The sequence below is a fragment of the Gordonia sp. QH-12 genome, assembly GCF_001578675.1.
In the GTDB taxonomy this organism is placed as follows: domain Bacteria; phylum Actinomycetota; class Actinomycetes; order Mycobacteriales; family Mycobacteriaceae; genus Gordonia; species Gordonia sihwensis.
In genome coordinates this window covers 1-24,889 of sequence record NZ_KQ969306.1, presented here as the reverse complement: position 1 = coordinate 24,889, position 24,889 = coordinate 1, and the positions used below count along the sequence as shown (strand labels likewise).

The 24,889-nt window shown below is 68.6% G+C and carries 21 protein-coding genes and 1 tRNA gene; 4 read left to right on the top strand and 18 right to left on the bottom strand.

Annotated features, from left to right (window positions below; translation table 11 throughout):
• Window positions 1–9: 9 nt before the first annotated feature.
• Genes Y710_RS17090 through tesB form a run of 3 tightly spaced genes read right to left on the bottom strand, consistent with a single transcriptional unit; the run spans window position 10 to window position 2,279 of the window.
• Window positions 10–765, bottom strand: a complete 756-nt coding sequence (locus tag Y710_RS17090; protein ID WP_006898332.1) for a YebC/PmpR family DNA-binding transcriptional regulator — start codon at window positions 763–765, stop codon at window positions 10–12.
• Window positions 766–819: 54 nt separating this feature from the next.
• Window positions 820–1,431 (bottom strand): pyridoxal 5'-phosphate synthase glutaminase subunit PdxT, encoded by a 612-nt coding sequence (pdxT, locus tag Y710_RS17085; protein ID WP_062367997.1) that lies wholly within the window; start codon window positions 1,429–1,431, stop codon window positions 820–822.
• The gene (gene tesB / locus Y710_RS17080) at window positions 1,428–2,279 is read right to left on the bottom strand and encodes an acyl-CoA thioesterase II (protein ID WP_006898334.1); all 852 of its coding nucleotides are present in this window, start codon (window positions 2,277–2,279) and stop codon (window positions 1,428–1,430) included. Before tesB ends, pdxT begins: the two co-directional genes overlap by 4 nt.
• A 96-nt stretch (window positions 2,280–2,375) precedes the next feature.
• On the opposite strand from tesB, the gene Y710_RS17075 reads away from it, so the two are divergent.
• The gene (locus tag Y710_RS17075; RefSeq protein WP_062367996.1) at window positions 2,376–4,349 is read left to right on the top strand and encodes an acyl-CoA dehydrogenase family protein; all 1,974 of its coding nucleotides are present in this window, start codon (window positions 2,376–2,378) and stop codon (window positions 4,347–4,349) included.
• A gap of 33 nt (window positions 4,350–4,382) precedes the next feature.
• Here the strand turns inward: Y710_RS17075 and Y710_RS17070 are convergent, their stop codons facing one another.
• The 11 genes from Y710_RS17070 to Y710_RS17020 all read right to left on the bottom strand — a co-directional run bounded on the left by Y710_RS17070 (window position 4,383) and on the right by Y710_RS17020 (window position 15,055).
• Window positions 4,383–4,862: a helix-turn-helix transcriptional regulator gene (locus Y710_RS17070; RefSeq protein WP_062367995.1), complete on the bottom strand. Its 480-nt coding sequence runs from the start codon at window positions 4,860–4,862 to the stop codon at window positions 4,383–4,385.
• Between the two features lie 104 nt (window positions 4,863–4,966).
• Window positions 4,967–5,701, bottom strand: coding sequence for a hypothetical protein (locus Y710_RS17065; RefSeq protein ID WP_197462953.1), 735 nt, complete (start codon window positions 5,699–5,701; stop codon window positions 4,967–4,969).
• On the bottom strand, window positions 5,698–6,525 hold the full coding sequence (locus Y710_RS17060) for a PP2C family protein-serine/threonine phosphatase (RefSeq protein ID WP_062367994.1): 828 nt from the start codon (window positions 6,523–6,525) through the stop codon (window positions 5,698–5,700). The genes Y710_RS17065 and Y710_RS17060 overlap by 4 nt, the downstream gene beginning before the upstream one ends.
• A 205-nt stretch (window positions 6,526–6,730) precedes the next feature.
• Complete coding sequence (pdxS, locus tag Y710_RS17055) at window positions 6,731–7,636, bottom strand: pyridoxal 5'-phosphate synthase lyase subunit PdxS (protein WP_006896384.1); 906 nt, start codon at window positions 7,634–7,636, stop codon at window positions 6,731–6,733.
• 93 nt (window positions 7,637–7,729) lie between these two features.
• Window positions 7,730–8,230 carry a LemA family protein gene (locus Y710_RS17050; RefSeq protein ID WP_231875776.1) on the bottom strand — a complete coding sequence of 167 codons (501 nt, stop codon included), beginning with the start codon at window positions 8,228–8,230 and terminating at the stop codon, window positions 7,730–7,732.
• 45 nt (window positions 8,231–8,275) lie between these two features.
• Window positions 8,276–9,400 (bottom strand): glycosyltransferase family 4 protein, encoded by a 1,125-nt coding sequence (locus Y710_RS17045; RefSeq protein ID WP_006896382.1) that lies wholly within the window; start codon window positions 9,398–9,400, stop codon window positions 8,276–8,278.
• Between the two features lie 4 nt (window positions 9,401–9,404).
• A complete protein-coding gene (locus Y710_RS17040; protein WP_101841701.1) occupies window positions 9,405–10,325 on the bottom strand; it encodes a phosphatidylinositol mannoside acyltransferase in 921 nt (306 codons plus the stop codon).
• Between the two features lie 2 nt (window positions 10,326–10,327).
• On the bottom strand, window positions 10,328–11,026 hold the full coding sequence (gene pgsA, locus Y710_RS17035; protein WP_006896380.1) for a phosphatidylinositol phosphate synthase: 699 nt from the start codon (window positions 11,024–11,026) through the stop codon (window positions 10,328–10,330).
• Window positions 11,027–11,034: 8 nt separating this feature from the next.
• Entirely contained in the window at window positions 11,035–11,562 is a 528-nt protein-coding gene (locus tag Y710_RS17030) for an ATP adenylyltransferase (protein ID WP_006896379.1), read from the bottom strand.
• Window positions 11,563–11,592: 30 nt separating this feature from the next.
• Window positions 11,593–13,692 carry a threonine--tRNA ligase gene (thrS, locus tag Y710_RS17025; protein ID WP_006896378.1) on the bottom strand — a complete coding sequence of 700 codons (2,100 nt, stop codon included), beginning with the start codon at window positions 13,690–13,692 and terminating at the stop codon, window positions 11,593–11,595.
• 13 nt (window positions 13,693–13,705) lie between these two features.
• Window positions 13,706–15,055: a glycosyltransferase 87 family protein gene (locus Y710_RS17020; protein WP_231650087.1), complete on the bottom strand. Its 1,350-nt coding sequence runs from the start codon at window positions 15,053–15,055 to the stop codon at window positions 13,706–13,708.
• Window positions 15,056–15,258: 203 nt separating this feature from the next.
• Here Y710_RS17020 and Y710_RS17015 point away from each other — a divergent pair, with 203 nt between their 5' ends.
• The 3 genes from Y710_RS17015 to Y710_RS17005 all read left to right on the top strand — a co-directional run bounded on the left by Y710_RS17015 (window position 15,259) and on the right by Y710_RS17005 (window position 20,025).
• A complete protein-coding gene (locus Y710_RS17015; protein WP_082781349.1) occupies window positions 15,259–17,049 on the top strand; it encodes an ABC transporter ATP-binding protein in 1,791 nt (596 codons plus the stop codon).
• Window positions 17,046–18,893, top strand: a complete 1,848-nt coding sequence (locus tag Y710_RS17010) for an ABC transporter ATP-binding protein (RefSeq protein WP_062367993.1) — start codon at window positions 17,046–17,048, stop codon at window positions 18,891–18,893. The genes Y710_RS17015 and Y710_RS17010 overlap by 4 nt, the downstream gene beginning before the upstream one ends.
• Before the next feature lie 136 nt (window positions 18,894–19,029).
• Complete coding sequence (locus tag Y710_RS17005) at window positions 19,030–20,025, top strand: alpha/beta hydrolase (protein WP_006896374.1); 996 nt, start codon at window positions 19,030–19,032, stop codon at window positions 20,023–20,025.
• A 13-nt stretch (window positions 20,026–20,038) separates the two neighbouring features.
• On the opposite strand, the gene Y710_RS17000 is transcribed toward Y710_RS17005, so the two are convergent.
• The 4 genes from Y710_RS17000 to Y710_RS16985 form a co-directional block, all read right to left on the bottom strand.
• On the bottom strand, window positions 20,039–20,701 hold the full coding sequence (locus Y710_RS17000; protein WP_006896373.1) for a TetR/AcrR family transcriptional regulator: 663 nt from the start codon (window positions 20,699–20,701) through the stop codon (window positions 20,039–20,041).
• Window positions 20,702–20,710: 9 nt separating this feature from the next.
• Window positions 20,711–22,471, bottom strand: a complete 1,761-nt coding sequence (locus Y710_RS16995; RefSeq protein ID WP_045537650.1) for an ABC transporter ATP-binding protein — start codon at window positions 22,469–22,471, stop codon at window positions 20,711–20,713.
• On the bottom strand, window positions 22,471–24,276 hold the full coding sequence (locus Y710_RS16990; protein ID WP_062367992.1) for an ABC transporter ATP-binding protein: 1,806 nt from the start codon (window positions 24,274–24,276) through the stop codon (window positions 22,471–22,473). Before Y710_RS16990 ends, Y710_RS16995 begins: the two co-directional genes overlap by 1 nt.
• Window positions 24,277–24,533: 257 nt before the next feature.
• Window positions 24,534–24,605: transfer RNA gene (locus Y710_RS16985), tRNA-Val, on the bottom strand.
• Window positions 24,606–24,889 lie beyond the last annotated feature (284 nt).

The following is a 24,889-nucleotide window of genomic DNA, read 5'->3' as shown; positions in this document are numbered from 1 at the left end:
GAGACTCTATCAGTCGTTCTCGAGCTCGGCGAGCACCTCGTCGCTGATGTCGACATTGCTGTAGACGTTCTGAACGTCGTCGGAGTCCTCCAGCGCATCGATCAGTTTCATCACCTTGCGCGCGCCCTCGGCGTCGACGGCCACCTCGACCGACGCGCGGAAGTCCGGCTCGGCCGAGTCGTAGTCGATTCCCGCCTCCTGGAGCGCCGTGCGCACGGCGACCAGATCACCGGGTTCGCTGACGATCTCGAAGGAATCACCCAGATCGGTGACCTCCTCGGCACCCGCGTCCAGCACGGCCATCAGCACGTCGTCCTCGGTCTGATCGCCCTTCTCCAACGTCACCACGCCCTTGCGGGTGAACAGGTACGACACCGAGCCCGGGTCGGCCATGTTGCCGCCGTTGCGGGTCATCGCCACCCGGACCTCGGTCGCGGCACGGTTGCGGTTGTCGGTCAGGCACTCGATCAGGATGGCGACGCCGTTGGGGCCGTAGCCCTCGTAGGTGATGTTCTGCCAGTCGGCGCCGCCGCCCTCTTCACCGCCGCCGCGCTTGCGTGCGCGCTCGATGTTGTCGTTCGGGACCGACGACTTCTTCGCCTTCTGAATCGCGTCGTACAGCGTCGGATTGCCTGCCGGATCACTACCACCCGTACGAGCCGCCACCTCGATGTTCTTGATCAGCTTGGCGAACATCTTGCCGCGCTTGGCGTCGATGACAGCCTTCTTGTGCTTGGTGGTGGCCCATTTGGAGTGGCCGCTCATTGTGGTGTTCCCTTCGTGAAAAGTCAGCGATGCCTGTCAGGGCACGGGCAGATTCTACGCTGTGGCAACCATATCGACGAAGAACTCGTGCACGCGCACGTCGCCGGTGACCTCCGGATGAAACGACGTGGCCAGCACATTTCCCTGCCGTACGGCGACGACACGCCCCGCCGCGGGCCCGCGGTCCACCGTCGCCAGGACCTGCACTCCCGGCCCGGTCTCCTCCACCCACGGCGCCCGGATGAACACCGCGCGCACCGGACGCGCCCCCGGTCGGTCGGTGATGCCGGCGAAGCTCAGATCGGTCTCGAACGATTCCACCTGACGCCCGAACGCATTGCGCCGCACCGTCACATCCAGTGCGTCGAGATGCCGGGCGTCCGGCCGGGTGTCGAGGATCTTCGACGCCAGCATGATCATCCCCGCGCATGAGCCGTACGCGGGCAGCCCGTCGCGCAACCGCTTCACCAGCGGGTCGTAGAGCTCGAACACACCGAGCAGCCGGCTCATCGCCGTCGATTCGCCGCCGGGGATCACCAGGCCGTCCACCGCGTAGAGCTCCGATTCCCGGCGCACCGGTACCGCCTCGGCACCGCACGCGGCCAGCGCCGCCACGTGCTCGCGGACATCGCCCTGCAGAGCGAGCACACCGATCCGCACGCTCACCGGTCCTGCCTCATGATCGACGCGGCCGAGTCGGTAGCGACCGACCTGGTCAGTCCCTCCTGGGTCACCGCGGCCACCATCCGGCCGGAGCGGTCGAAGATCCGGCCCTGGGTCAGGGCCCGCCCGCCGCCCGCCGACGGCGAGGTCTGGTCGTACAGCAGCCAGTCGTCGGCCCGGAACGGCCGGAGGAACCACATCGCGTGATCGAGCGAGGCCGTCTGCGCCTTCGCCCCCGGGTGCACCGTCATCGACGACCCCAGCAGCGTCATGTCACTCATGTACGCCAGCGTGCACACGTGCAGCAGATGGTCGTCCGGCAACGGGAGCCGGTACTTGAACCAGACCCGCTGTTGTGCGGCCAGCCCCGGATACCTGGAGGTCTCCGCCTGACCGACGATCCGGATGTCGAAGTTCGCCCACTCCTCCAGCAGCGCCCTCTGACTGTCGTCCGCCGACTCGCGGCCCGGCAGCGACTCCGGGTCCGGCACCTCGGGCATCCGATCCTGGTGCTCGATGCCCTCGTCGTGGGTCACATGGAACGACGCCGACATCGAGAAGATCGCCTCGCCGTCCTGCACACCGGTCACCCGCCGGGTCACGAACGAACGCCCGTCGCGGATGCGGTCGACCATGAACACCGCGGGCTCGTCCGGCCTTCCCGGCCGCAGGAAATAGCCGTGCAGCGAGTGGACGGCGAACTCCCGGTCCACTGTCCGGGTCGCGGCCACCAGGGCCTGCCCGGCCACCTGACCGCCGAACGTCCTGCGCAGCTGGCTCGGGAAGGAACCGCCGCGATAGATGTCGTTGTCGATCCGCTCCACGGCCAGAATCTCTTCAATGCTCGCCACCCGGCGATTATCGCACCAGCTGCCGAGACCCGCGCACGCCGCTCCACGCACTCCGCTCCGCTCCCGGCGTCGGCAACCCCTCGGTAGGGTCAGGGCATGAGCCCCGAGACGAGTTCTGCAGACGCCGGCACCGACGACACCGGAGCGGATCTGGCCGCCCGGTTGCGCACCGTCCTCGACGGGCGGTGGGCCGCCACCCGCGACACCGTACGCGACCACATCCAGACTCACGCACTGCTCCCTCAGTCCGGACTGTCCCTCGACGACTATCGCGCCCGCGTGCTCGGCCAGATGAAGGAGATGGTCGCCCTCGGTTTCCCCGCTGCCGGCTTCCGGGCCGAGCACGGCGGCACCGGTGACGTGGGCGCAGCCGTCACCGCCATCGAGACCATCGGCTACGGCGACCTCTCACTGATGGTCAAGGCCGGCGTCCAATGGGGCCTGTTCGGCGGAGCCATCGAGAACCTCGGCACCGCACGCCACCACGACGAATACGTCCGCGGCCTCATCGACCTCGACGTACTCGGCTGTTTCGCGATGACGGAGACCGGCCACGGATCCAACGTCCAGCACTTGGAGACCACCGCCACCTATCGACCCGACACCGAAGAGTTCGAAATCCATTCGCCGACGCCGAACTCGCGCAAGGACTACATCGGCGGGGCCGCCGCCCACGCCCGCTACGCCGCGGTCTTCGCACAGCTCGTCACCGGCGGGCCGGGCGAGGAACCGGTCGGCCGCGGCGTCCACTGCTTCGTGGTGCCGATCCGGGACGCCGACGGCGCCGACCTCCCCGGCGTCACCACCTCCGACTGCGGCTACAAGGGCGGTCTCCCCGGAGTGGACAACGGCCGGATCTCCTTCGACCACGTCCGTGTCCCGCGCGCCAACCTGCTCAACCGGTACGGCGACGTGGCCGCCGACGGCACGTACTCCAGCCCCATCGAGTCCGACAACCGCCGGTTCTTCACCATGCTCGGCACCCTGGTCCGCGGCCGCGTCACCGTAGGCGCCTCGGCCGGTGCCGCGGGACGCTTCGGCCTGGCCCTCGCGGTGAACTACGCCCTGGTCCGCCGACAGTTTCAGGCGCCCGGCGGCGACGGCGAACTACTGCTGATGGACTACCGCACACACCAGCGACGGCTTCTCCCCCTGGTGGCGCGCGCATACGCTTTCGCACTCGCACAGAACGAGGTCACCGCCGAACTCCACGACTTGCAGACCGCGGACCCGGACACCGTCGACCCGGCCGACATGCGCCGCCTAGAGACCAAGGCCGCCGCCATCAAAGCCGGTCACACGGCGCTGGCCCAGCGCGCGATCTCCGAGGCGCGCGAAGCCTGCGGTGGCGCCGGGTACCTGTCGGAGAACCTGCTGCCCCTGCTCCGCGGCGACATCGACGTCTTCACCACCTTCGAGGGCGACAACCTGGTACTCACGCAACTCGTCGCCAAGCAGCAGCTCACCTCGTACGCGGACGACATCCGCGACCTCGACCCCGTGGGATGGGTGAGGTTCGTCGCCAACATGGCAGGCAGCGTCGCGCTGGAGAAGACCGCGGCGCGGCAGGTGGTGCAGACCCTGCTCGACGGCTCCGACGGAGACCCCGAGAACAGCGCCCTCACACACCCCGGAACTCAGCTCAGGCTGCTCCGCAACCGGGAGGATCACCTCACCCGGACGGTCGCGGGACGGCTGGGACGCGCCCGCGAGGACGACGCCGATCCGGTAGCGGTCTTCACCGACACCCAGGATCACCTGATCAAGGTCGGGCAGGCGCACATCGAGCGGATCGTTCTCGAGACCTTCGTCGAGGTGATCGGACGAGTCCAGGACCGCGAGACCCGCCGGTTGCTCAAGCGGGTCCGCGACCTGTTCGTCTACTCGGTCCTCGAAGAGGACCTGTCGTGGTTCCTCATGCACCGGCACATCAGCGTGGAACGCGCCAAGGCCGTCCGTCGCGGCGTCAACGAACTCTGCGCCGACCTGCGGCCGCACGCTCAGACGCTCGTCGACGCCTTCGGCGTGCCGCCGGTCGGTCTCGACGTGCCGATGCTGCGGCACCGGTAGGCCCCGGCCGGTGCACCGGCGACCGGCCGGGCCTCAGAGCTCGTCGATGTCGACGATGTCGTCCTGAATCGCACGGGCGACGAGCGCGGCCTTGGTGGAGGCCGGACGGCCGAGTTCGGCGTACTTGGCCCGGATGCGGGTCAGATGGGTGTTGACCGTGCCGAGCGAGATGTACAGCGCCTCGGCGACCGCAGGCTTCGAATCGAGCATCAGCCAGGTGCGCAGCACCTCCACCTCCCGATCGGTGAGCGTCGGCTGCGGCAGCCGCGCCGCCGGAACCGCCGCGTCGGCCTGCCGGCCCGCAGTGGCGGGAGCGGGCGCGGCGTACAGCGGGCGGCCGGGCAACGGCATCACCCGGGCGCTGAGCCGGGCGAGCGCCTCCCGGCGACGGCGGTCGACGGCCGACGCAGCGCCGCTGCTCGCCGAACCCGGTCCGCGTGAGTGGCGGGTGCGTGCGGCCTCGCGGGTGGCGGGGGCGGCGGCAGGAGCGGCGGCGATTGCGGTGACGGTCATCTCGAATTCCCTTTCTCGGCGCTGGAACTCACTGTTCCGCGGCTGTCGAAGAGAACGCTATGGGGCTCGGCCAGATCCGTCGATGGGGAGAACTCCCCATGTCATCACTGCTGGTCAGAGGCCTGATTGCGCGCGTACTCCGCGTCGAGGAGCGGGAGATCCTCACGACTGATGACCCGGGTCGAGAGAGCGTACTCGACGAGCCGCAACCTGCGGTTGGTCGCCAGCTTGCCCCCGCCCGCCCGCATGCCGCTCACACCGATCATGTCGAGCTTGTCGCACACATTGTCGAGCTTTCGGTTGAACTTCGTCAGCGGCCAACCCAAGCGTGCCGCGGCCTGCGCCGAACTCGGGATGGCGCTGGCACCGGTACCGTCGCGCTTCAGGATCGCCTCGGCCAGCACCAGGATCGCCAGCCGCTGGCTCTCGGTGAAATTCGGCACCCCGCGCGTGGTGTCACCGCCCACCAGGGTCTCCACGGTGGGTGCGGAGACGTCGGGCGAGCCCGCCTGCACCTGTACCTCGTAGGTGGTCGGGCCGGCGGTGAAGACGATGCTGGTGCGACCGAACACGAGCGGCATCCGCGCGCCCGGACCGAGCGTTGCGGTGAAGCCGAGGTCGGCGGCGGTCACCGTCGCGGACAGATGCGTCCCGAGATTCGTCAGCCACCACATGCCGTTCTCGTCGTGCAACACGAGGAACCGGCGGTGCAGATAGGGGTTGTCGTCGACGGTCAGCGTGGCCTCACGGCCGATGTAGAACGGTGCTCCGGGAAGCACGGGCATCCGCTCGCCGCAGTACTCGACGAAGGTGGTGCTCGCTTCCGGTCGCACCGTCACTGGCTCGCAGTCGCGTTCGGGTCCGGTTCGGCGGCGGCGGCGGGCCGTGTCGCCGACAGGACCACCACCGTGACATTGTCGTGCGCCCCCGACTCCAGGGCGGCCTCGACCAGAGCCGCGGCGGCGACCTCGTTGTCGGGCGAAGCCTCCAGGATCACGGCGATCTCGTCGTCGCTCAACTCGCCGTCGAGCCCGTCCGAGCACAGCAGCACCACGTCGCCGTCGGCTGCGGCGAAGGCGAAGTAATCGGCGACGGGAACGGTCATGCCCGCACCGAGCGCACGAGTGATGACATTCCGGCGCGGGTCGACACGGGCCTGTTCGGACGTCAGATATCCGGCGGCGACGAGCTCCTGCACCTGGGAGTGATCGACGCTCACCTGGCGCAGCTCGCCCGCCGAGTACAGATAGGTGCGCGAATCACCGATGTTGAACGCGACCCAGTTCGGAACACCGTCCTCGATCGCCAGAACGACGCCGGTGGCCGTGGTGCCCGCGCGCCGGCCGGTCTCGGTGCCGAACTCGCCGATCCGCTCCTGCGCCTTCTCCAGCAACTCGGCGATGTCCCGCCGCGTGTCGGCGGAACTCTCCCCCACCGGTGCCTGTGCCAGAGTCAGCAGCGCCGCCTCGCTCGCCAGCTCGCCGCTGTCATGGCCGCCCATGCCGTCGGCGACGATGTACCGTCCGGGAACGGCCAGCGCGGCGTCTTCGTTGGCTTCGCGAACCCGACCGACATGGCAGACGACCGCCCAGTCGACGACCACGTCTCCGACCTCGTCCCGGCCGGTGAGCGCGTCGTCGCGCAGAATCCTCGGTTCGTCCATCGTCTCCCCTGCGATCTGTAGTCCTGCGATCGTGGCGCCGGCGACAGCTGCAGCAGGTTACGTCGCCCACGCGAGTGTACTTCTACCACAGCGTCAACGCCGCGATACCCCGGAGCGAGACCTTCGGCTCGCTCTCGAGACGCGAACGAGGTTCCCGGCGATACTCGCCGCGGAACCTCGTTCGATGCTGCGCCTTATCGGCGGATCACCAGCCGCGCTCGGCGAGCCGGTGCGGCTGCGGGATGTCGTCGACGTTGATGCCGACCATCGCCTCGCCGAGGCCTCGCGAGACCTTCGCCAGCTGATCCGGGTCGTCGTAGAAGGTGGTGGCCTTGACGATCGCGGCGGCACGCTGCTCCGGATTGCCCGACTTGAAGATGCCCGAGCCGACGAAGACGCCCTCGGCGCCCAATTGCATCATCATCGCCGCGTCCGCCGGGGTGGCGATGCCGCCCGCAGTGAACAGCGTGACGGGAAGCTTGCCGGCCTTGGCGACCTCGACCACCAGCTCGTACGGGGCCTGCAGTTCCTTGGCCGCCACGTACAGCTCGTCCTCGGGCAGCGAGGTGAGGCGGCGGATCTCCTGGCGGATCCGGCGCATGTGGGTGGTGGCGTTCGAGACGTCGCCGGTCCCGGCCTCGCCCTTCGACCGGATCATCGCGGCGCCCTCGTTGATGCGGCGCAGCGCCTCGCCGAGGTTGGTGGCACCGCAGACGAAGGGCACGGTGAAGGCGAACTTGTCGATGTGGTTCTCGTAGTCGGCCGGGGTCAGCACCTCGGACTCGTCGATGTAGTCGACGCCGAGGCTCTGCAGGATCTGCGCCTCGACGAAGTGACCGATGCGGGCCTTGGCCATCACCGGAATCGACACGGCCTCGATGATCCCGTCGATCATGTCCGGGTCGCTCATCCGCGACACGCCGCCCTGAGCGCGGATGTCGGCGGGAACGCGCTCGAGAGCCATGACCGCGACGGCACCCGCATCCTCGGCGATCTTGGCCTGCTCGGGGGTGACCACGTCCATGATGACGCCGCCCTTGAGCATTTCGGCCATACCGCGCTTGACGCGAGCCGTGCCGGTCGCCGGTGCGTTCTGAGCCTCAGTGGACACTGATTGATCTCCCTGTTCAGTGGTGTCGGATGTCCCTCCAAGTAAACCCGATCGGCTCGGTGCCGACCAACGCCGGGTCCGGCGGGAAGGGAGTCAGCGGGAACCGCTGACGCGTTCGGTGATCTCGAAGTACTCCGGGAGCCGGGAATGTCCGCCCAGCCGGAGCCAGCGCACCATTCGCCGACCGCCCAGGGCTCGCGCATCGCGGACCGCGTCGTTGTAGAAGCGCCGCGCCATCGTCACCCGCGTCTGGGCATCCGCGAGTTCGGCGACCAGAACCGGTGGCCGGTCGGTGTCGGCCACCCCGGCCAGTGCCACCGACAGCCGGTTCTCGGCGGCTTCCCGCTCCTGACGCGGTGCGGCTTCGGCGTCGGTCGCGGCGGCGGCGAGGTCACGGGCGCCCTCGCCGTCCGGGGCCGTGGACGCGATGGCCCGTGCGACGACGGCGCGGCGCTCCAGCGCCGCGACGAGCGCCTCGTAGGCGAGGTCGACGCGCACGTTGAGCCGGTCGAGCCGGGTCGCGCGCGTGGCCGCCAGGATCGCGAGCCAGAGCAGCGCCGCTCCCGCGATCGCGCCGACGACGATCCACACGATCGTCACATTCGTCACAGTCGTCTCCGATCGGCTTCCGGCACGGCCCTAGTCCGACACCACGACGGGACCGGCGCCCAGCGTGACGGTGTCGTACACCCGTTGGATCTCGTCGGCCACATGGCTCCAGTCGTACCGCTGCGCCCGCGCCCGCCCGCGGGCGATGAGTTCCTGCCGTGCCTGCTCGTCGCTGAGCAGGCCGACGACCGCCTCGGCGAGCGCGATCGGCGAGCCGGTCTCCACCACCCGGCCGGCGTCACCGCCGTCGAGCACTCGTTGGAATGCGACCAGATCGCTGGCCACCACCGCCGTCCCGGCCGCCATCGCCTCCACCAGGACGATGCCGAAGCTCTCGCCGCCGAGGTTGGGCGCCACGTATACGTCGGCGCTCGCCAGGGCCCGCGCCTTCGTCTCGTCGTCGACCATGCCGAGGAACTGCAGATGTCCGGACAGGTCTCGGGCGCGCCGTCGCAGCGCCTTCTCGTCTCCGCCCCCGACCACCAGCACGGTCACGTCCGGAAAGCGTTCGACGATGTGCGGCAGGGCGCGCATGAGGATGTCGATGCCCTTGCGTGGCTCGTCGTAGCGGCCGAGGAACATCACGGTCCGGCCCGGCGCCGGGAAGCCCTCGAGCGGTGTCGCCTCGGCGAACGACGCGACGTCGATGCCGTTGGGGATCTCCACCGCGTCGTTGCCCAGCGACTCCATCTGCCAGCGGCGCGCGAGTTCGGACACGGCGATCTTGCCCGAGATCCGCTCGCGGTACTGGCGAAGCATCGAGTCGAACGCCGTGAGCCACAGCGACTTCGTGGTCGCCGTGTGGAAGGTGGTGACGATCGGTCCGGTCGCGACCATCAGCGACAGCATCGACAGGCTGGGCGCGTTGGGTTCGTGGACGTGCAGGACGTCGAACTCGTTCACCTCGATCCACCGCCGCAGTCGGTGGTAGGCCTTCGGCGAGAAGGTCACACGCGAGACCGACCCGTTGTAGGGGATCCCGAGCGCCGGGCCGGCGGAGTCGAAGTAGTCCGGCACCTGGACGTCCGGCCCGGCCGGCGCGAGGACCCGCACGTCGTGCCCGCGCCCGATGAAGACCTCCGCCAGTTCGATCACGTGCGCCTGAACGCCGCCGGGCACGTCGAACGAGTAGGGGCAGATCATGCCGATCTTCACCGCGCTACTCCCCGTCCACCCCGAGCCGGTCGCGGCGCGCCTGCGACCAGTCGCTCTCCCACAGCGGCTGCAGCATGTGCCAGTCGGCGGGCGCACTCGCGATGCCTTCGGCGAATGCGTCGGCCAGGGCCTGGGTGGCGGCGGCCACGCCACCGGAGGTGTCGATGACGGTGCCGCAGCGGATCAGGGACGTGTCGGCGTCCGGGTAGCTGTGGTGCACGGCGAGAAGGGTCGCGCCGGTCTCGATGGCGAGTTTCGCCGGCCCCGCGGGCATCCGCGTCCGCTCCCCGAAGAGTTCGACGGGCACCCCGCTGTGCGACAGGTCGCGGTCGCTCATCAGGCAGACGATGCCGCCCGCGCGCAGCCGATCGGCGAGGAGCCGGAAGGGCGGCTGCTCGCCGCCGGTGAGCGGGAAGACCTCGAAGCCGAGCGACTCCCGGTAGGCGACGAACTGGTCGAACAGCGACTCCGGCTTGAGCCGTTCGGCGACGGTGGCGAACTGTCCGTAGTGCGCGACCAGCCACACCCCGCAGATGTCCCAGTTGCCCGAGTGCGGCAGCGCCATCACCACGCCCTTACCGGACGTGCAGACCTCGTCGACCACGCGGCGGTCGTGGTCGGACATCCGCACACTGGCCACGATGTCGGCGGGATCGGTGGTCGGCAGCCGGAAGGCCTCTCGCCAGTACCGCGCATACGAGCGCATCGCCTGTTCGACGAGTGCGTCGGGCACCTGCTCCGGCGTCGTGCCGACCACCCGCGCAAGATTTTTGCGCAACTGCTCCGGCCCCCCGCCGCGCCGGCCGGCGACGGTCCCGACGGCGTCGAAGACACTGCGGGCCACCGACTCCGGCGCCCAGCGGACGGCCGCCCACCCGGCGCGATAACCGAAGTCGGAAGCGTACTCGGCGAGCTTGTCGAGCACGATCACGCCTCCCCGTCGCCGGTGCGGCCGGACTCGTCCGGGCCGTCATCCGTGCCGGCCTCGTCCGGAACGGCGATGGGGATCAGATCGCGGGCGCCCGGCGAGCAGTAGATGGACCACATCCGCTGACCCACGGTGATCACCGACAGCACCGCGAGCGCCCACATCGCGACGTGGATCGCCCACCACCAGTGCAGGCCGGGGAAATCGGTGAAGCCGGCGCCGACCAGGACGATGATGAGCCGGTCGGGCCGCTCGATGAGGCCGCCGTCGCCGTACAGCCCGGCGGCCTCGGCACGCGCCTTGGCGTAGGAGATGACCTGCGAGGTCACCAGGCAGATCAGCGTCGCGATCAACAGCGGACGGTGCGGCGCGGTGAAGGCCGCCCACCAGGCGAGCGCTCCGAATATCGCGCCGTCGGCGATCCGGTCGCAGGTGGCGTCGAGCACCGAGCCGAATCTGGTGCCTCCGCCGCGGGCGCGGGCCATCGCGCCGTCGAGCATGTCGAACATCACGAACGCCCACGTGACGAGGGCGCCCGCGAAGAGGTAACCCTGCGAGAAGAGGGCGATCGAGGCCCCGACCGTGATGACGGTGCCGACGAGAGTCATCGCGTCCGGGGTCAGCCCGGTGCGGATGAGCGCACGGCCGATCGGCAAGGTGACCTTGGAGACCGAGGCCCGTCCGAGGATGCTGAGCATTTCCGTCCTTAAGAAAGTTCGTTCCACGCCTGTGCCAGCAGCGCGCGCGTCTGCTGGAGGAGTTGCGGAAGCACCTTCGTGTCCCCCACGACGGTGATGAAGTTCGAGTCGCCCGTCCATCGCGGGACGACGTGCTGGTGCAGGTGTTCCGACAGCGAGCCGCCGGCCGGCGCCCCCAGGTTGAGTCCGACGTTGAACGCATCCGGATTCGAGACCGACTTGATGACCCGGATCAGCCGCTGCGTGAACGCCATCAACTCGAGGCTCTCCTCGGGAGTGAGATCCTCGAGGTCGGCCACCTGACGGTACGGGACCACCATGGCGTGGCCGGGGTTGTACGGGTACAGGTTCAGCACCACGTACACCGACTCCCCGCGCGCGACGATCAGCCCGTCCTCGTCCGACATCCGCGGGATGTCGAGGAACGGGTGCCCGGTGAGTTCACCGCCGTCGACCGCCCGCCTGGGCGCGGCCGCGGTGATGTAGCTCATGCGGTGCGGCGTCCACAACCGCTGCAGGTGATCCGGATCAGTCATCGCCGCTGCTCCCTCATCGACGCTGCTCCCTCATCGACGCTTGCGTGCGGCATCGAGGAAGTCCTGCATGGTGGCGGCGGTCGGCGAATCGTTGCGGCGCGACTCCTCCCACTCGTCGATCGCCACGATCGCGTCGTCGACGGGCACCCCGTTGAGCTGGGTTCCGTCGCGGAACCGGAAGCTCACGGCGTTCGCCTCCACGTCCCGCTCGCCGGCGAGCAGCATGAACGGCACCTTGGCGGTGGTGTGGTTGCGGATCTTCTTCTGCATCCGGTCGTCGGAGAAGTCCACCTCGGCGCGCACCCGTCGGCCCTTGAGGCGCCGGACGACGCCCTGCAGGTGGTCGGCGAAGGCGTCGGCGACCGGGATGCCGACCACCTGCACCGGCGACAGCCACACCGGGAACGCGCCCGCGTAGTGCTCGGTGAGGACGCCGAAGAACCGCTCGATGGAGCCGAACAGCGCGCGGTGGATCATCACCGGTCGCTTCTTGGTGCCGTCGGAGGCGGTGTACTCGAGTTCGAAGAGCTCGGGCTCGAAGAAGTCGAGCTGCAGGGTGGACATCTGCCATGTGCGGCCCAGCGCGTCCTTCACCTGCACGGAGATCTTGGGCCCGTAGAACGCGGCGCCGCCCGGATCGGGAACCAACTCCAGACCGGAGGCCTCGCCGACCTGACGCAGCGTCTGTGTCGCCTCGTCCCAGACCTCGTCCGATCCGACGTACTTCTCCGGATCCTTGGTGGAGAGCTCCAGGTAGAAGTCGTCGAGACCGTAGTCCTTGAGCAGTTGCAGCACGAAGTTCAGCGTGGTGGTCAGCTCCTCGACCACCTGCTCTTGCGTGCAGTAGATGTGCGCGTCGTCCTGCGTGAAGCCGCGGGCCCGGGTGAGACCGTGCACCACGCCGGACTTCTCGTACCGGTACACCGAACCGAACTCGAACAGCCGCAGCGGGAGTTCACGGTACGACCGCCCGCGCGACCGGTAGATCAGGTTGTGCATCGGGCAGTTCATCGGCTTGACGTAATAGTCCTGGCCGGGCTTGCGGACGGTGCCGTCGTCGTTGTACTCGGCGTCGAGGTGCATCGGCGGGAACATGCCGTCGGCGTACCAGTCGAGGTGCTTCGACACCTCGAACAGATGCCCCTTGGTCAGATGCGGCGTGTTGACGAACTCGTAGTCGGCGGCAGCGTGCTGCTCGCGCGAGTAGTCCTCCATCTCCTTGCGGATGATGCCGCCCTTGGGGTGGAAGACGGGCAGACCCGAACCGAGTTCGTCGGGGAAACTGAACAGGTCCAGTTCGGCGCCGAGCCGGCGATGGTCGCGCTTCTCGGCCTCGGCGAGACGGTCCAGGTAGGCGTCCATCGCCTCGGTGGACTCCCAGGCGGTGCCGTACACGCGCTGGAGGTCGGCGAGCGACTGATCGCCGCGCCAGTAGGCGGCCGAGCTGCGCGTCAGCTTGAAGGCGGCGATGTACTTGGTGGTCGGCACGTGCGGGCCGCGGCACAGGTCGCCCCAGATCTTCTCCCCGGTCCGCGGATTGAGGTTGTCGTAGGCGGTGAGCTCGCCGCCGCCGACCTCCATCACCTCGGCGTCGTCGGCCGCGCCCTTGTCGTCGATCAGTTCGAGCTTGAACGGCTCGTCCGCAAGCTCGGCCCGCGCCTGGTCCTTCGACTCGTAGACGCGGCGGGAGAACCGCTGACCGGACTTGATGATCTTCTTCATCTGCTTCTCGAGAGCCTTGAGGTCCTCGGGGGTGAAGGGATCGTCCACCTGGAAGTCGTAGTAGAAGCCGTCGGTGATCGGCGGCCCGATGCCCAGATGCGCCTTCGGGTTCAGCTCCTGGACGGCCTGCGCCAGCACGTGCGCGCACGAGTGGCGGATCACCGCGCGTCCGTCCTCCGAGTCCGCGGTGACGGGCTCGACCAGCGTGTCGGTCTCCGGCGCCCACGACAGGTCGCGCAGCGTGCCGTCGGCCTCGCGGACGACGACCACCGCCTGCGGTCCCTTGTTGGGCAGTTCGACACCGTCGGGCAGATCCGCGTCCCGCATGGCGGCGCCGGCGGTAGTGCCCGCCGGAACCCGGACGGTCTCGGGCAGGCGGGCTCTTTCGGCAGCGACATTGTCGGGCACGGTCGTGATTCCTCTATTCGGTGTCGAGAGGGGCGGCTGCCGCATGTCGGTCACGGACACGCGGCACGGTCGCGTTGAATCGTATCGCGCGCATCCCGTCGCACATCCACAGAGTGACCGCGATCGTGATCAGGAGCAACAGGACATACGCCCCGCTGCCCGCCAAACGGAACGGCAGTTCCCACGCCGGGCCGATCGGGGCCCGGAGGAACCGGAACACACCGAACGAGAGTTTGATGTCCTCGTGCCCGTGGGGGCCGACGACGGTGACCCGATGCCACCAGGTGAACGTCAGCGCCACCACCGTGGCCGGTGCCAGCCACCACAGCCACGTGACCGGGCGGCGCCGGTCGGCCGCGTCGAAGCAGTGCACCACCGCCACCATCAGCAAGGGCACCACCCACACCCAGTGATGTCCCCAGGAGAAGGGCGAGACCGCGCACGAGGTCATGCCGGTGATGCTCAACGCGAGCAGTTCCTGGCCGGCGCGGTGGGCCGCGTACGCCGCCCACAGACCGAGCAGTCCGACGACCACACCCACCGGAATCCACAGCCAGCTCGGCGTGTGCCCGAGTCCCATGGGCACCAGTCGGGCGAAGAAGCCGTTGAGCGACTGATTGGCCGGGTGGTCCATCGGCCCGATCCGCCCGGTCTGCGAGAGGCTGTCGGTCCAGAACCCCCACGCCTCCGAACCGAGGATGGCCAGACCGATGGCGATGGTGACGCCGAAGGTGACGACCGCCGTCACCGCGGCGCGCCATTGCCTGGTGATCAGCAGGTACGCGGTGAAGAAGATCGGGGTCAGTTTGATACCGGCGGCGAGCCCGACGCCGATTCCGCGCATCCGCTCGCTTCGCCGCACCTGATCCGCGATCACGATCAGCGCCAGCACCAGGTTGATCTGACCGTTCCAGAACGTGGTGTGGACCGGTTCGAGACCGATCACCGACACCGCGAACAGAACGACGAAGGCGACGAATCGCCCGTCGATCCGGAACCGCAGCGAGCGCAGCGAGACCGCGACCAGACCCAGCAGGCACACGACGTTGCCGACGTTCCACAGGAACTGGGCGGAGTGCTCGGGGATCCAGGCCAGCGGCACCAGGATGATCGCGGCGAACGGGGTGTAGGTGAATTGCCACACCTTGTACACAGGGAGGTCGTAGAGCGGGCGTCCGTCCCACACCGCCGCGGCCCCTCCGCGGTAGACGCGCGTGTCGATGCCCATGTTGAAGAGTCCGAACACCGGGTGGTCGAACGGCGCCACCCAGATGTTCCAGGCGATGATCAACGCCGCACCGACAGCGGCCAGTGCCACCATCGACCATGTCACCGGACGTGTATCCGCCCCGCTGATTTTCACTCGGCGATAATACGTCCGGTCCGTCCGCCGAGGCGGTACGGCGCACAGGGGTGTCGGACCAGGGTTCTTTGTGGAGTTCGACCCGTCCGCCCCCTCCGCCCGGCGACGCTGGCCATACTGGCATCCGGTGCCGGCGTCCGGCACGCATGAGACACGAGCACGCGCCCGCACGGGGCCGTCGCTCGGGAAGGGAGCCGTTCCAGGTGAGTGGAGCACACGCGGCCCGGCCGGGCGCCGATCTCGTCCGGCTCGCCGCATCGTCGATGCGCAACCGCCGCGCGATCGTCGCCGGAGTGATCCTCGCCCAGATCCTGGCGATGGCCGCGAGCCTGGCCCAGCCCACCTTCAACGCGCTCATCATCGACAACGGAGTGGTGGCGGGCGATGTTCCGTACATCGAACGGATGGGCGCGATCATGCTGGCGGTCGCGATCGGCGGACTGGTCGCCTCGCTCGCCGCCATCGCGCTCGGCGCGGCGCTCTCGGCGGGCACGTCAGCCGACCTGCGTCGATCGGTGTACCGGCACGTCGCCGACTTCTCCACAGCCACCTATCACGAACTCGGAACGCCCACGCTCCTGACTCGGACCTCCCTCGACACCTCGGTGGTCGGACAGGCGGTGTTCCTGACCACCAGCGTCGCGGTGGCGGCACCGCTGGTGACCGTGGGTGCGATCGCCATGTCGCTGCGGGAGTCGGTGCGCCTGGCACCCGTCATCGTCGTCACCGCCATCGTGCTGAGCATCGGCATCGGGATCTTCGTCGTCTATGTCACGCCCCTGGCCACGCGCGTCCAGGGTGCGGTCGACCGCGTCAACCGGGTGCTGCGCGAACAACTCGGCGGTACCCGGATCATCCGCGCGTTCCGCCGCGAGCGGGCCGCCAGCACCCGGTTCTCCGAGGTCAATCGCGATCTGACGGCTCTGGTCCGCAGGGTCGCGGCACTGCAGTTGATGCTGCTGCCCGGGGTCCTGTTGATCGCGAATCTGGCGAGCGTCGCCACCAGCCTGTTCGGCGCCCGTCTGATCGAGGACTCGCATCTGACGATCGGTGGCCTCACGGCGTTCACCGGGTACCTGATGCAGATCGTCGCGGGTATCACGGTGTTCATCGCACTGGCCGGAATGCTCCCCCGCGCCCGCGCCAGCGCCACCCGCCTGGCGGCCGTGATCAACCGTCCCGCGGGCCTGGACGACGACGGGACCGCCGTCGTCGACGGTCCGTTGCCGCTGACCTTCCGGTCGGCGACCGTGCGGTATGAAGGTGCAGATCACCCGGCCGTCGACGCGGTCTCGCTGACGTGCCTGCCGGGGACGGTGACCGCCGTGATCGGCGGCACCTCCAGCGGCAAGTCGTCGCTGCTCGCGCTGGTGCCGAGACTGCTCGACCCCGCATCCGGGACCGTGGAGGCCGGCGGCGTCCGACTCGGGGCGTGGCACCTGCCCGACCTGCGCGCGGCCGTCGCCCACGTGGGCCAGGGTCAGTCACTGGTGGCGGGCACGGTCGAATCGAATCTCCGCCTCGGCGACGCCGAGGCCGACGACGACCGTCTCTGGCGCGCCCTCGAGGCGGCTCAGATGGCGACGACCGTCGTCGACCGCGGCGGACTCTCCACCGAGGTGGCGCAGGGCGGATCCAACTTCTCCGGCGGACAGCGGCAGCGGCTCGCGGTGGCACGCGCGCTGGTGAGGCGACCGCGGATCCTGTGCCTGGACTCGGCGTTCTCGGCGATGGACCGCAGTACCGCCGAATCGGTGCTCTCGGGAATCCGGGCCACTCTGCCCGAGGCGACGATTCTGCTGGCCGACCAGCAGGTGGACAACGTCCGCTCCGCAGACCTGATCGCCGTGCTCGACGCCGGCCGGATCGTCGCGACTGGACGCCACGAGGACCTGCTCACCCGATGCGCCGTGTACCGCGAGTTCGCCCAGGCACAGGCCGCTCCTGCTCCTGCTCCTGAGGGGCCGACTGTGGCGACGGGGGTCTCACGATGAGGATCGTCCGCGCGCTGCGCGAGTTCCGGCGTTTCCTCGGCTCCGACCGCAGGCTGAGCTTCGCGCTGGTCCTGTCGGTGGTCGCCGCCCTGTCGACGGTCACCGTGCCGGTGCTCCTGGCCCGCCTCACCAACATCATCTTCTCCGGCGCCGTGAGCACCAGGCTGCCCGCGGGCGACACTCGGGAGCAGGCCGTCGAGCAACTCCGCAGAAGCGGGCAGGGCGATCTCGCCAACGTGGTCGAGACCACCGGCGCGGTACCGGGCGCCGGGATCGACTGGGACCGGCTGTGGGCCGCCGCCGCAGTCGCGTTGATCGCCATCGCCCTGGTCACGATCACCCGCATCGGCAGCGGCCTGCTCGTGAACAGCGCGGTTCAGGACGCGATCCGCACCATCCGCGAACGGGTGGAGCGCAAGATCCACCGTCTGCCGGTCTCCCGACTCGAGGGCGGTCGGCGCGGCGAGGTGCTCAACGCGATGACCGTCGACGTCGACAACATGTCGACGGTGATCGGCCCGCTCTTCGTCCAACTGCCGGTGCTGGTGCTCACCGTGGTGGCGGTGGCGGTCGCGCTGATCCTGCTCTCCCCCTTCTTCGCCCTCATCGCCTTCGCCACGATCCCGGTCACCGCGGCCCTGGCGTTCACGGTGGTCCGGTTCGCCCGCCCGCACATGCAGGCGCAGTGGCGGACCACCTCGTCGATCAGCGCACATATCGAAGACGTCTACGGTGCCCACGACATGATCGCCGCGTATGACGGACATCCGCAGACTTCGCGGGAGTTCGACGAGCTCAACCGCCGGCTGGAACGCGCGGCGCGCAGCGGGCAGGCGTGGAGCGGTTCCATCACCCCGGTCCTCACCTTCTGCAACGCCCTGGTGTTCGTGATCATCGCGGTCCTCGGTGCGCTCAAGATGCTCGACGGCGCCGTCACGCTCGGGACCCTGCAGGCCGTCGTGATGTACACCCAGCAGCTCTCGGCCCCGATGACGGAGTTGTCGAGCACGCTGCCGACCCTGCAGTCGGGCTTCATCTCATTCGGTCGCGTGCGCACGTTCCTGGGCGCCGACGAGGAGCCCGAGCCCGCGGTCGACGATGAGCCGGTCGCCGCTCACGGACGGCACACGCTTCCGCCGACGGTCGCCTTCGAGCGCGTGCACTACTCCTATGCCGACGGCAGCCCCGTCCTGCGCGGAATCGACCTGACGCTGCCCGCCGGACGCACCACCGCGCTGGTCGGCGCCACCGGGTCGGGCAAGACCACACTCACCGGGCTGCTGCAGCGGTTCGCCGACCCGACCGCCGGACGGATCCTGATCGACGGCGAGGACATCGCGGGGATGTCGCGCTCGAAGGTGCGGTCGATGATGGCGGTGGTGACGCAGGATCCGTGGTTGTTCAGCGGGACGGCGGGCGAGAATGTCGACTACGGACGCCCCACCGATGGCCGGGCGGTCGACGAAGCGATGGTCGACTCGCTGCTGGCAGGGCTGCCGAGCGGACCCGAGACGCCGGTCTCCGGCGACAGCACCCTACTCAGCGCGGGCGAGAAACAGCTCATCACGGTCGCGCGAGCGCTCGCCGCCGACCCCGACATCCTCATCCTCGACGAGGCCACCAGCGCCGCGGACCCGCGCACCGAACTCATCATCGGCCGTGGTCTGGAGGCACTGCGGAACCGCACCACCACGCTCATCGTCACCCACCGGTACTCCACGCTCGCGACCGCCGACACGATCGCAGTGCTCGCCGACGGCAGGATCATCGAGCACGGTTCGGCCTCGGAGCTGCTGGCTGCGGGCGGTGAGTTCGCCCGAATCTACGGGCGCGGCCCGACCTGATGTTCGACAAGGGCCGATAGCGGACACGGAATGTGCAAGTATGTGACCAGCCTCATTGCCTGATTGGGCTCCGCTCGCCTGACAGGGCTCCGCGAAAGGCTCCGCTCCCCCGCCCCGACGACAGGAACTCCGAACCGTGATCCGCAGACCCTCCCGAATCGCCCTCGCCGCCACGGCGGCCGCCCTCATCGTCGGAGGCGCGAGCCTGCCGGCCGCGCCCGTCTCGGCCGCGCCGGCCTCCGCGCTGGTGTCGTCCAGCGCCACCGGTCCCACCAGCACCGACATCGTGGTGCACTCGGCGGCGATGAACCGCGACATACCGCTGACCGTCCTTCTGCCGAAGGACCGGTCTCGGCCCGCCGGCGTGCTCTATCTCCTCAACGGGGCCGGTGGCGGCGAGGACTCCGCGACCTGGCAGGGCAAGACCGACGTCGTGAACTTCTTCGCACAGAAGAACGCCTACGTGGTGATTCCGATGAAGGGCGCGTTCAGCTACTACACGGACTGGCTCAAGCCCGACGAGAAGCTCGGCGTCAACAAGTGGTCGACCTTCCTCGGCGAGGAACTGCCCGCAGTCATCGACAGCACCTACTCCACCAACGGCCGGAACGCCATCGCCGGCATCTCCTCGTCGGCCACCTCGGTGCTGAACCTGGCGATCGCCCACAAGGGTCTGTATCGCACCGTCGCCGCCTACAGCGGCTGCGCGGCCACCTCCACCCAGCCCGGCCAGACGTATGTGCGGCTGGTGGTCGAGACCCGCGGCGGCGGCGACGCCCGGAACATGTGGGGGCCGTACAACGGTCCCCTGTGGCGTCAGAACGATCCGGTCGTGAACGCCGCCGGGCTGCGCGGCGTCTCGCTGTACCTGAGCGCCGCGACCGGTCTGCCCGGCAAGTACGACACCCCGCAGTACGTCCCGGACTCGGCGACGCTCACCGACCAGATCGTCGTCGGCGGCGCGATCGAGGCGGCGACCCGTCAGTGCACCGAGGACCTGGCCGCGAAACTGGGCCGTCTCCGCATTCCGGCGACGGTCGACCGTGTTCCGGCCGGTTCGCACTCCTGGAAGTACTGGCAGGACCAGCTGCACAAGTCCTGGCCGCAGATCGCCCGCGGTATCGGCGCCTGACGCCGGGCGCGGCTCAGATCTCCGGCCAGTGGTGTTCCAGGCCGGCGAGGATGAAGTCGATCTTGGTGTCGACCGCCCCGCGGTCGATCCACGAGTCGTCCGGACGCAGAGCGGTGTCGCCCGCACCGAGCGCCCGGCGGATCCGGTCCAGTCCGGAGTCGCCGCGCTCGTCTACCGCGCGCATCGACTCCACCGACAGGTGCGAGGCGAATACCGAGTCGCCCAGGAAGTCCAGGGCGAACATCGCCTGGCCGCGGGTCTTCCCCTCCGCCGCCAGGGCCGCGACGTAGGCGGCGAAGACGTGCTCGATCCGTGACGGCGCCGGTGCGAAAGCGTATACGAGCAACGCGAGTCCGGGGAAGTCGTCGCAGACTCGCCAGCACTCGTCGGCCCACAACCGCAGTACGTCGCGCCATCGGCTGCCCGGCTCCGGCAGCGCGATGGTCGCCCCTGCCGCGTCGAGGCAGGCGATCACCAAGTCGTCGCGCGAGGGGAACAGCCGATAGATGGCAGCCGTCACGACGCCGAGCCGTTCGGCGACCGCCGAGAGCGTGAACCGGTCGATGCCCTCGGCGATCGCCGCGGCGACCACGTCGTCGGCGGTGAAGGCGGGCTTGCGCCCCACCTTCCGTCCGCCGCGGACGGGCCGGTTGTCCGGTGAGCTTGAACCCTGCACCGGTCCAGATTAGTCGGCGACGATCCGCCACCCCTGCGCACTGTGCAGCCGGTTCCAGAAGTGCGAGTACGTGCCGTCCTGGGCCAGGAGTTGCTCGTGCGTGCCTTGCGCCTCCACTCGCCCGTCGTCGGTGAGCGCCACGATCTGGTCGGCCGCGGCGATCGTCTCCAGACGATGCGCGATGATCAGCACGGTGGCCTGCGTGCGCAATCGTTCGACGGCAGCGACGATGTTCGCCTCGTTCTCCACATCGAGCGCCGAGGTGGCCTCGTCGAGCAGCACGATCGGTGACCGTTTCAGCAATGCCCGTGCGATGGCGACTCGTTGCCGTTCGCCTCCGGAGAGTGCTCGCCCACCTTCCCCCACCCGCGAATCCCAGCCGTCCGGGAGCCGCTCGGCGATCTCGGTGACGCCGGCCAGGTCCGCCGCCGCGCGGATCTCATCCCGCGACGCGCCGCTCCGGCCGACTGCGACATTGGCCTCAAGGGTGTCGTCGAACAGATAGACGTCCTGGAATACCAGCGACAACTGCCCCATCAGTTGCTCGGTGGTCTGCTCGGTCACCGGCACGCCGCCGACCTTCACCGTGCCGGCGTCGACGTCATGGAAGCGGCTCACCAGTCTGATCAGCGTGGTCTTGCCGCTGCCGGAGGGACCGACCAGGGCCACCATCGCACCGGCGGGCACCCGGAGCGAAACGTCGCGCAGGACCGGATCCTGATCGGTGTGGTAGGCGAAACTCACCCGGTCGAGTTCGATCGTGCCGGGAGCGGTCAACTCGGCCGGAGACGGCGGCTCAGGCAGCGGTTCGGCGGTGAGCACCTCGTCGATGGCGTCGAGCAGCGGCCGCCGAGATTCAAGGCTCATCGCGCTCTCGGTGATGGTGGAGAGGGTGGAAGTGAAGCGCAGTGCGAAACCGACGAACGCCAGCGCCGGAATCGGTTCGAGCGCCCCCGAGACGGCCAGCGCTCCGGTGATGGAGATCAGCGCGACGATCACTCCCTGGGTCGCCATGCCGGAGAGCAACAGACCGGCGGTCTCGATCCACTGTGCTCTTCTTCGGGCGCGGAGGGTGTCACCGAACGCGGCGTCCAATGGTGCGAACGAGCGGCCCCGACCGCACGATCGCAGTGCGCCCTGGCACTGCGCGTACTCGACGATGCGGTTCGCCAGGTTCACCTCTTCCGGCTCGTGAATCCGCTCGCCACTGCGCATCAACGCAGTCGACGCCAGGGTGATGATCACGAACACCGGTGCGGCGATCGTCAGAATCAGACCGAGCCACGGATTCCAGAACCACGACGCCACCACGATCACGATCGCCGCAGTCATCCGCGAGACCAGCGGGCCGATCATGTGGGCGAAGATCTCGCCCGCCATCATCAACTCCGACGAGACCATCCGCGACAATCGGCCGGAGAGCGGGCGTGCGAACCAGCCCAGCGGCTGTCTCGACACCTGGTCGCCCACCAGCCGGTGAATGCTGTGGAGGAAGTCCAGAGCGACCGCGTACGTGCGCCGCTCCTGAATGTAGATGAGCGCGAAGGCCGCCGCCGCGAGCACTGCGAAGACGATCAGCCATCCCGCGGTTCCCGATCCCCACACCCGTTCGCCGGATGCAAGCGAGCTGATGGCTGGGAGCAACGCGACCAGGGCCAGACCTTCGACCAGACCGGCCAGCACTGCGGCCAGCAACGCCGGGGCCAGCGCCTCGGGCGCGGAGACCATCCGCTTCATCCGCGGGATGATGTCGATCAGTGGCAGGTTCATCATTTCTCGCCTTCCTCGACCGACTCCCACAGGCGGGCGTAGCCGGGCTCGCCGAGGAGGTCGTCGTGCGTGCCGGTTGCGAGCACGCGCCCTCTGTCCACGAGCACGATCTGATCGACGCCCTCGACCACCTCGGGTCGGTGCGCCACCAGAAGCACTGTCTTGTCGCGGGCCAGATCACTGAGCGCCTGCTGGATCTGGTGCGTGGACTCCGGATCGGTGAGCGCGGTGGCCTCGTCCAGGATGAGGACGGGGGCGTCGACCAGTACGGCACGCGCGATGGCGATGCGCTGCGCCTGACCGCCGGAGAGCCCGCTCGCCGAGCCGTAGACGGTGTCGAAGCCGTCCGGGAGACTTTCGATGTCGTCGAGGATCCGGGCGGCACGGGCGGCTGCGCGGATCTGTTCGTCGGTCGCGTCCGGCCGGCCGAGGGCGATATTGTCGCGGAGCGAGATCGACGGCAGTTGCGGTTCCTGCAACACGAAGCTCACGTGCCGGTAGAGGTGGTCGATCTCGGCGATCGGTACGCCGCCGAGGCGGATCTGCCCCGCGCAGGGATCGTCGAAGCGCGCCAGCAGAGTCGCGATGGTCGACTTGCCCGAGCCCGAAGGGCCGATCAGCGCGGTGATCGTGCCCTCGCGGAGGGTGAACGAGACGTCGTCGAGTGCCAGGTCCGCTCCCGGCCCGCCGTACGAGTAGCTGACGTGGTCGAATTCCACGTCGTGTCCTTCGGGCTGGGCGCGAACACCGTCGTCGTCGAGGGTCGGGGTTTCGAGCAGGTCGGTGAGCCGCCGCGCGGACGCGCCCGCCATCTGCGATGACCACATGGAGTTCATCAGCACCTCGATGCCGTACGGGACCAACAATGCGATGAGCGAGGTGGCGAGCACGTCGGCCGTGGTGACCTCGCCGCGGTGCACCAGCCAGGCGCCGCCGCCGATGTTGATCAGCAGTACCAATGGGACCGCGAGCAGGGAGGTACCCAGCGAACTGACTCGAAGAAGCGGCTTCACCCAGGCGTAGTAGAAGGCCTGGAAATCGCCGGCGGCCTCCTGATAGGCGCTGTGCGCGCGGCCCACCCGTCCGAATGCCTTCACCACCGTGATACCCTTGACGAACTCGACCATCCGTGCCGAGACCACGCTGAGCTTGGCGTCCATCTCAACGGTCTTCTCCGCCATGCCGCGCATTCCCAACGCCATCGCGGCGGCGTACAGGGGAACCGTCGCTATGGCCAGCAGTCCCAGCCGCCAATCGATGACGAACGCGTAGGCCGTCAACGCCAGGGGCATGACCACGGCCTGGGTGCCGTCGACGGGCTGGTGGGCGATGAGGTGGTGGATGGTTCCGATATCGTCTTGCAGCGATTTCCGCACGCGGCCGGAGTTCGTCGACGTGAACCATGTGAGCGGCACACGCGAGAACCGTTCCACCATCCGCAGGCGGATCGTATGCCCCAGTCGGATGTCCGCGAAGTGGGTGACGCCCAGCGCCACGAAATAGACGGCGAGCCGCAGGGTGAAGGTGACGATCAGGATCTCGATCCAATGGTTCACATCATTGCCGTCGACGGGTGCCTCCGCACGGGCCGCATCGAGCAGGACCTCGCCGATGTGCACCAGCGCGACGTACGGGACCACTGCGAGCACACCCGAGATCACCGCGAGTCCACGACCGAGGGCCAGTTGCGGGGCCACCGGGCGCATCAGTTCGCGGAGCGCGCGGGAGTCCTCGCGCTGCTGAACCTTCGGATCGGTCGGCGGGTCGTCTGCGGTCTGCACCGGTGGCGCTTCCAGCGTCGTCATATCGCTCCTCACGCATGCATCTTAGGTTTGCCATACCTATTAATGAAGTCCGTTCAGAATAGGGTCGATGCAGGGTCATGACAAGCCCCCGAGCGGGGCGAAAGTAGAGAGAAGGAGGCACTCACTGGACCGAGATCTGCGAAACAGCAGGATGAGAGGCGGAACGTCGTCGAGTCCCGATCGCGCTCGCGCGTCGAGTGGCAAGTCGCGCGTCGAACAGCAAGAAGACCCGCAGTAACCTGCGGGTCTTCTTCTTGTGGTCCCGGCTGGGATCGAACCAGCGACCTCCCCGGTGTGAACGGGACGCTCTTCCACTGAGCCACGGGACCGTATCGAGTTATGAACGACCTGCGCCGGTCGCACGAGAAAACAGATTACACATCGCGGCCGACGGCACCAAATCCCCCGCTCGAAAGCCGGGAACACTCGCGAGGAACGGCCGCGAGCCCGTCTCCGGGGCGCCAAGAACGCTCCCATCTGCGGAATCACATCCATGTAAGTCGCTGACCTCACGATTTGTCTTGACGACATACGTGCCGCTAGTGTTCTTCTCGCTGGTGAGCAACGCCCACAAGGAAGCTCACCGGTATGCGGATGTAGCGCAGCTGGTAGC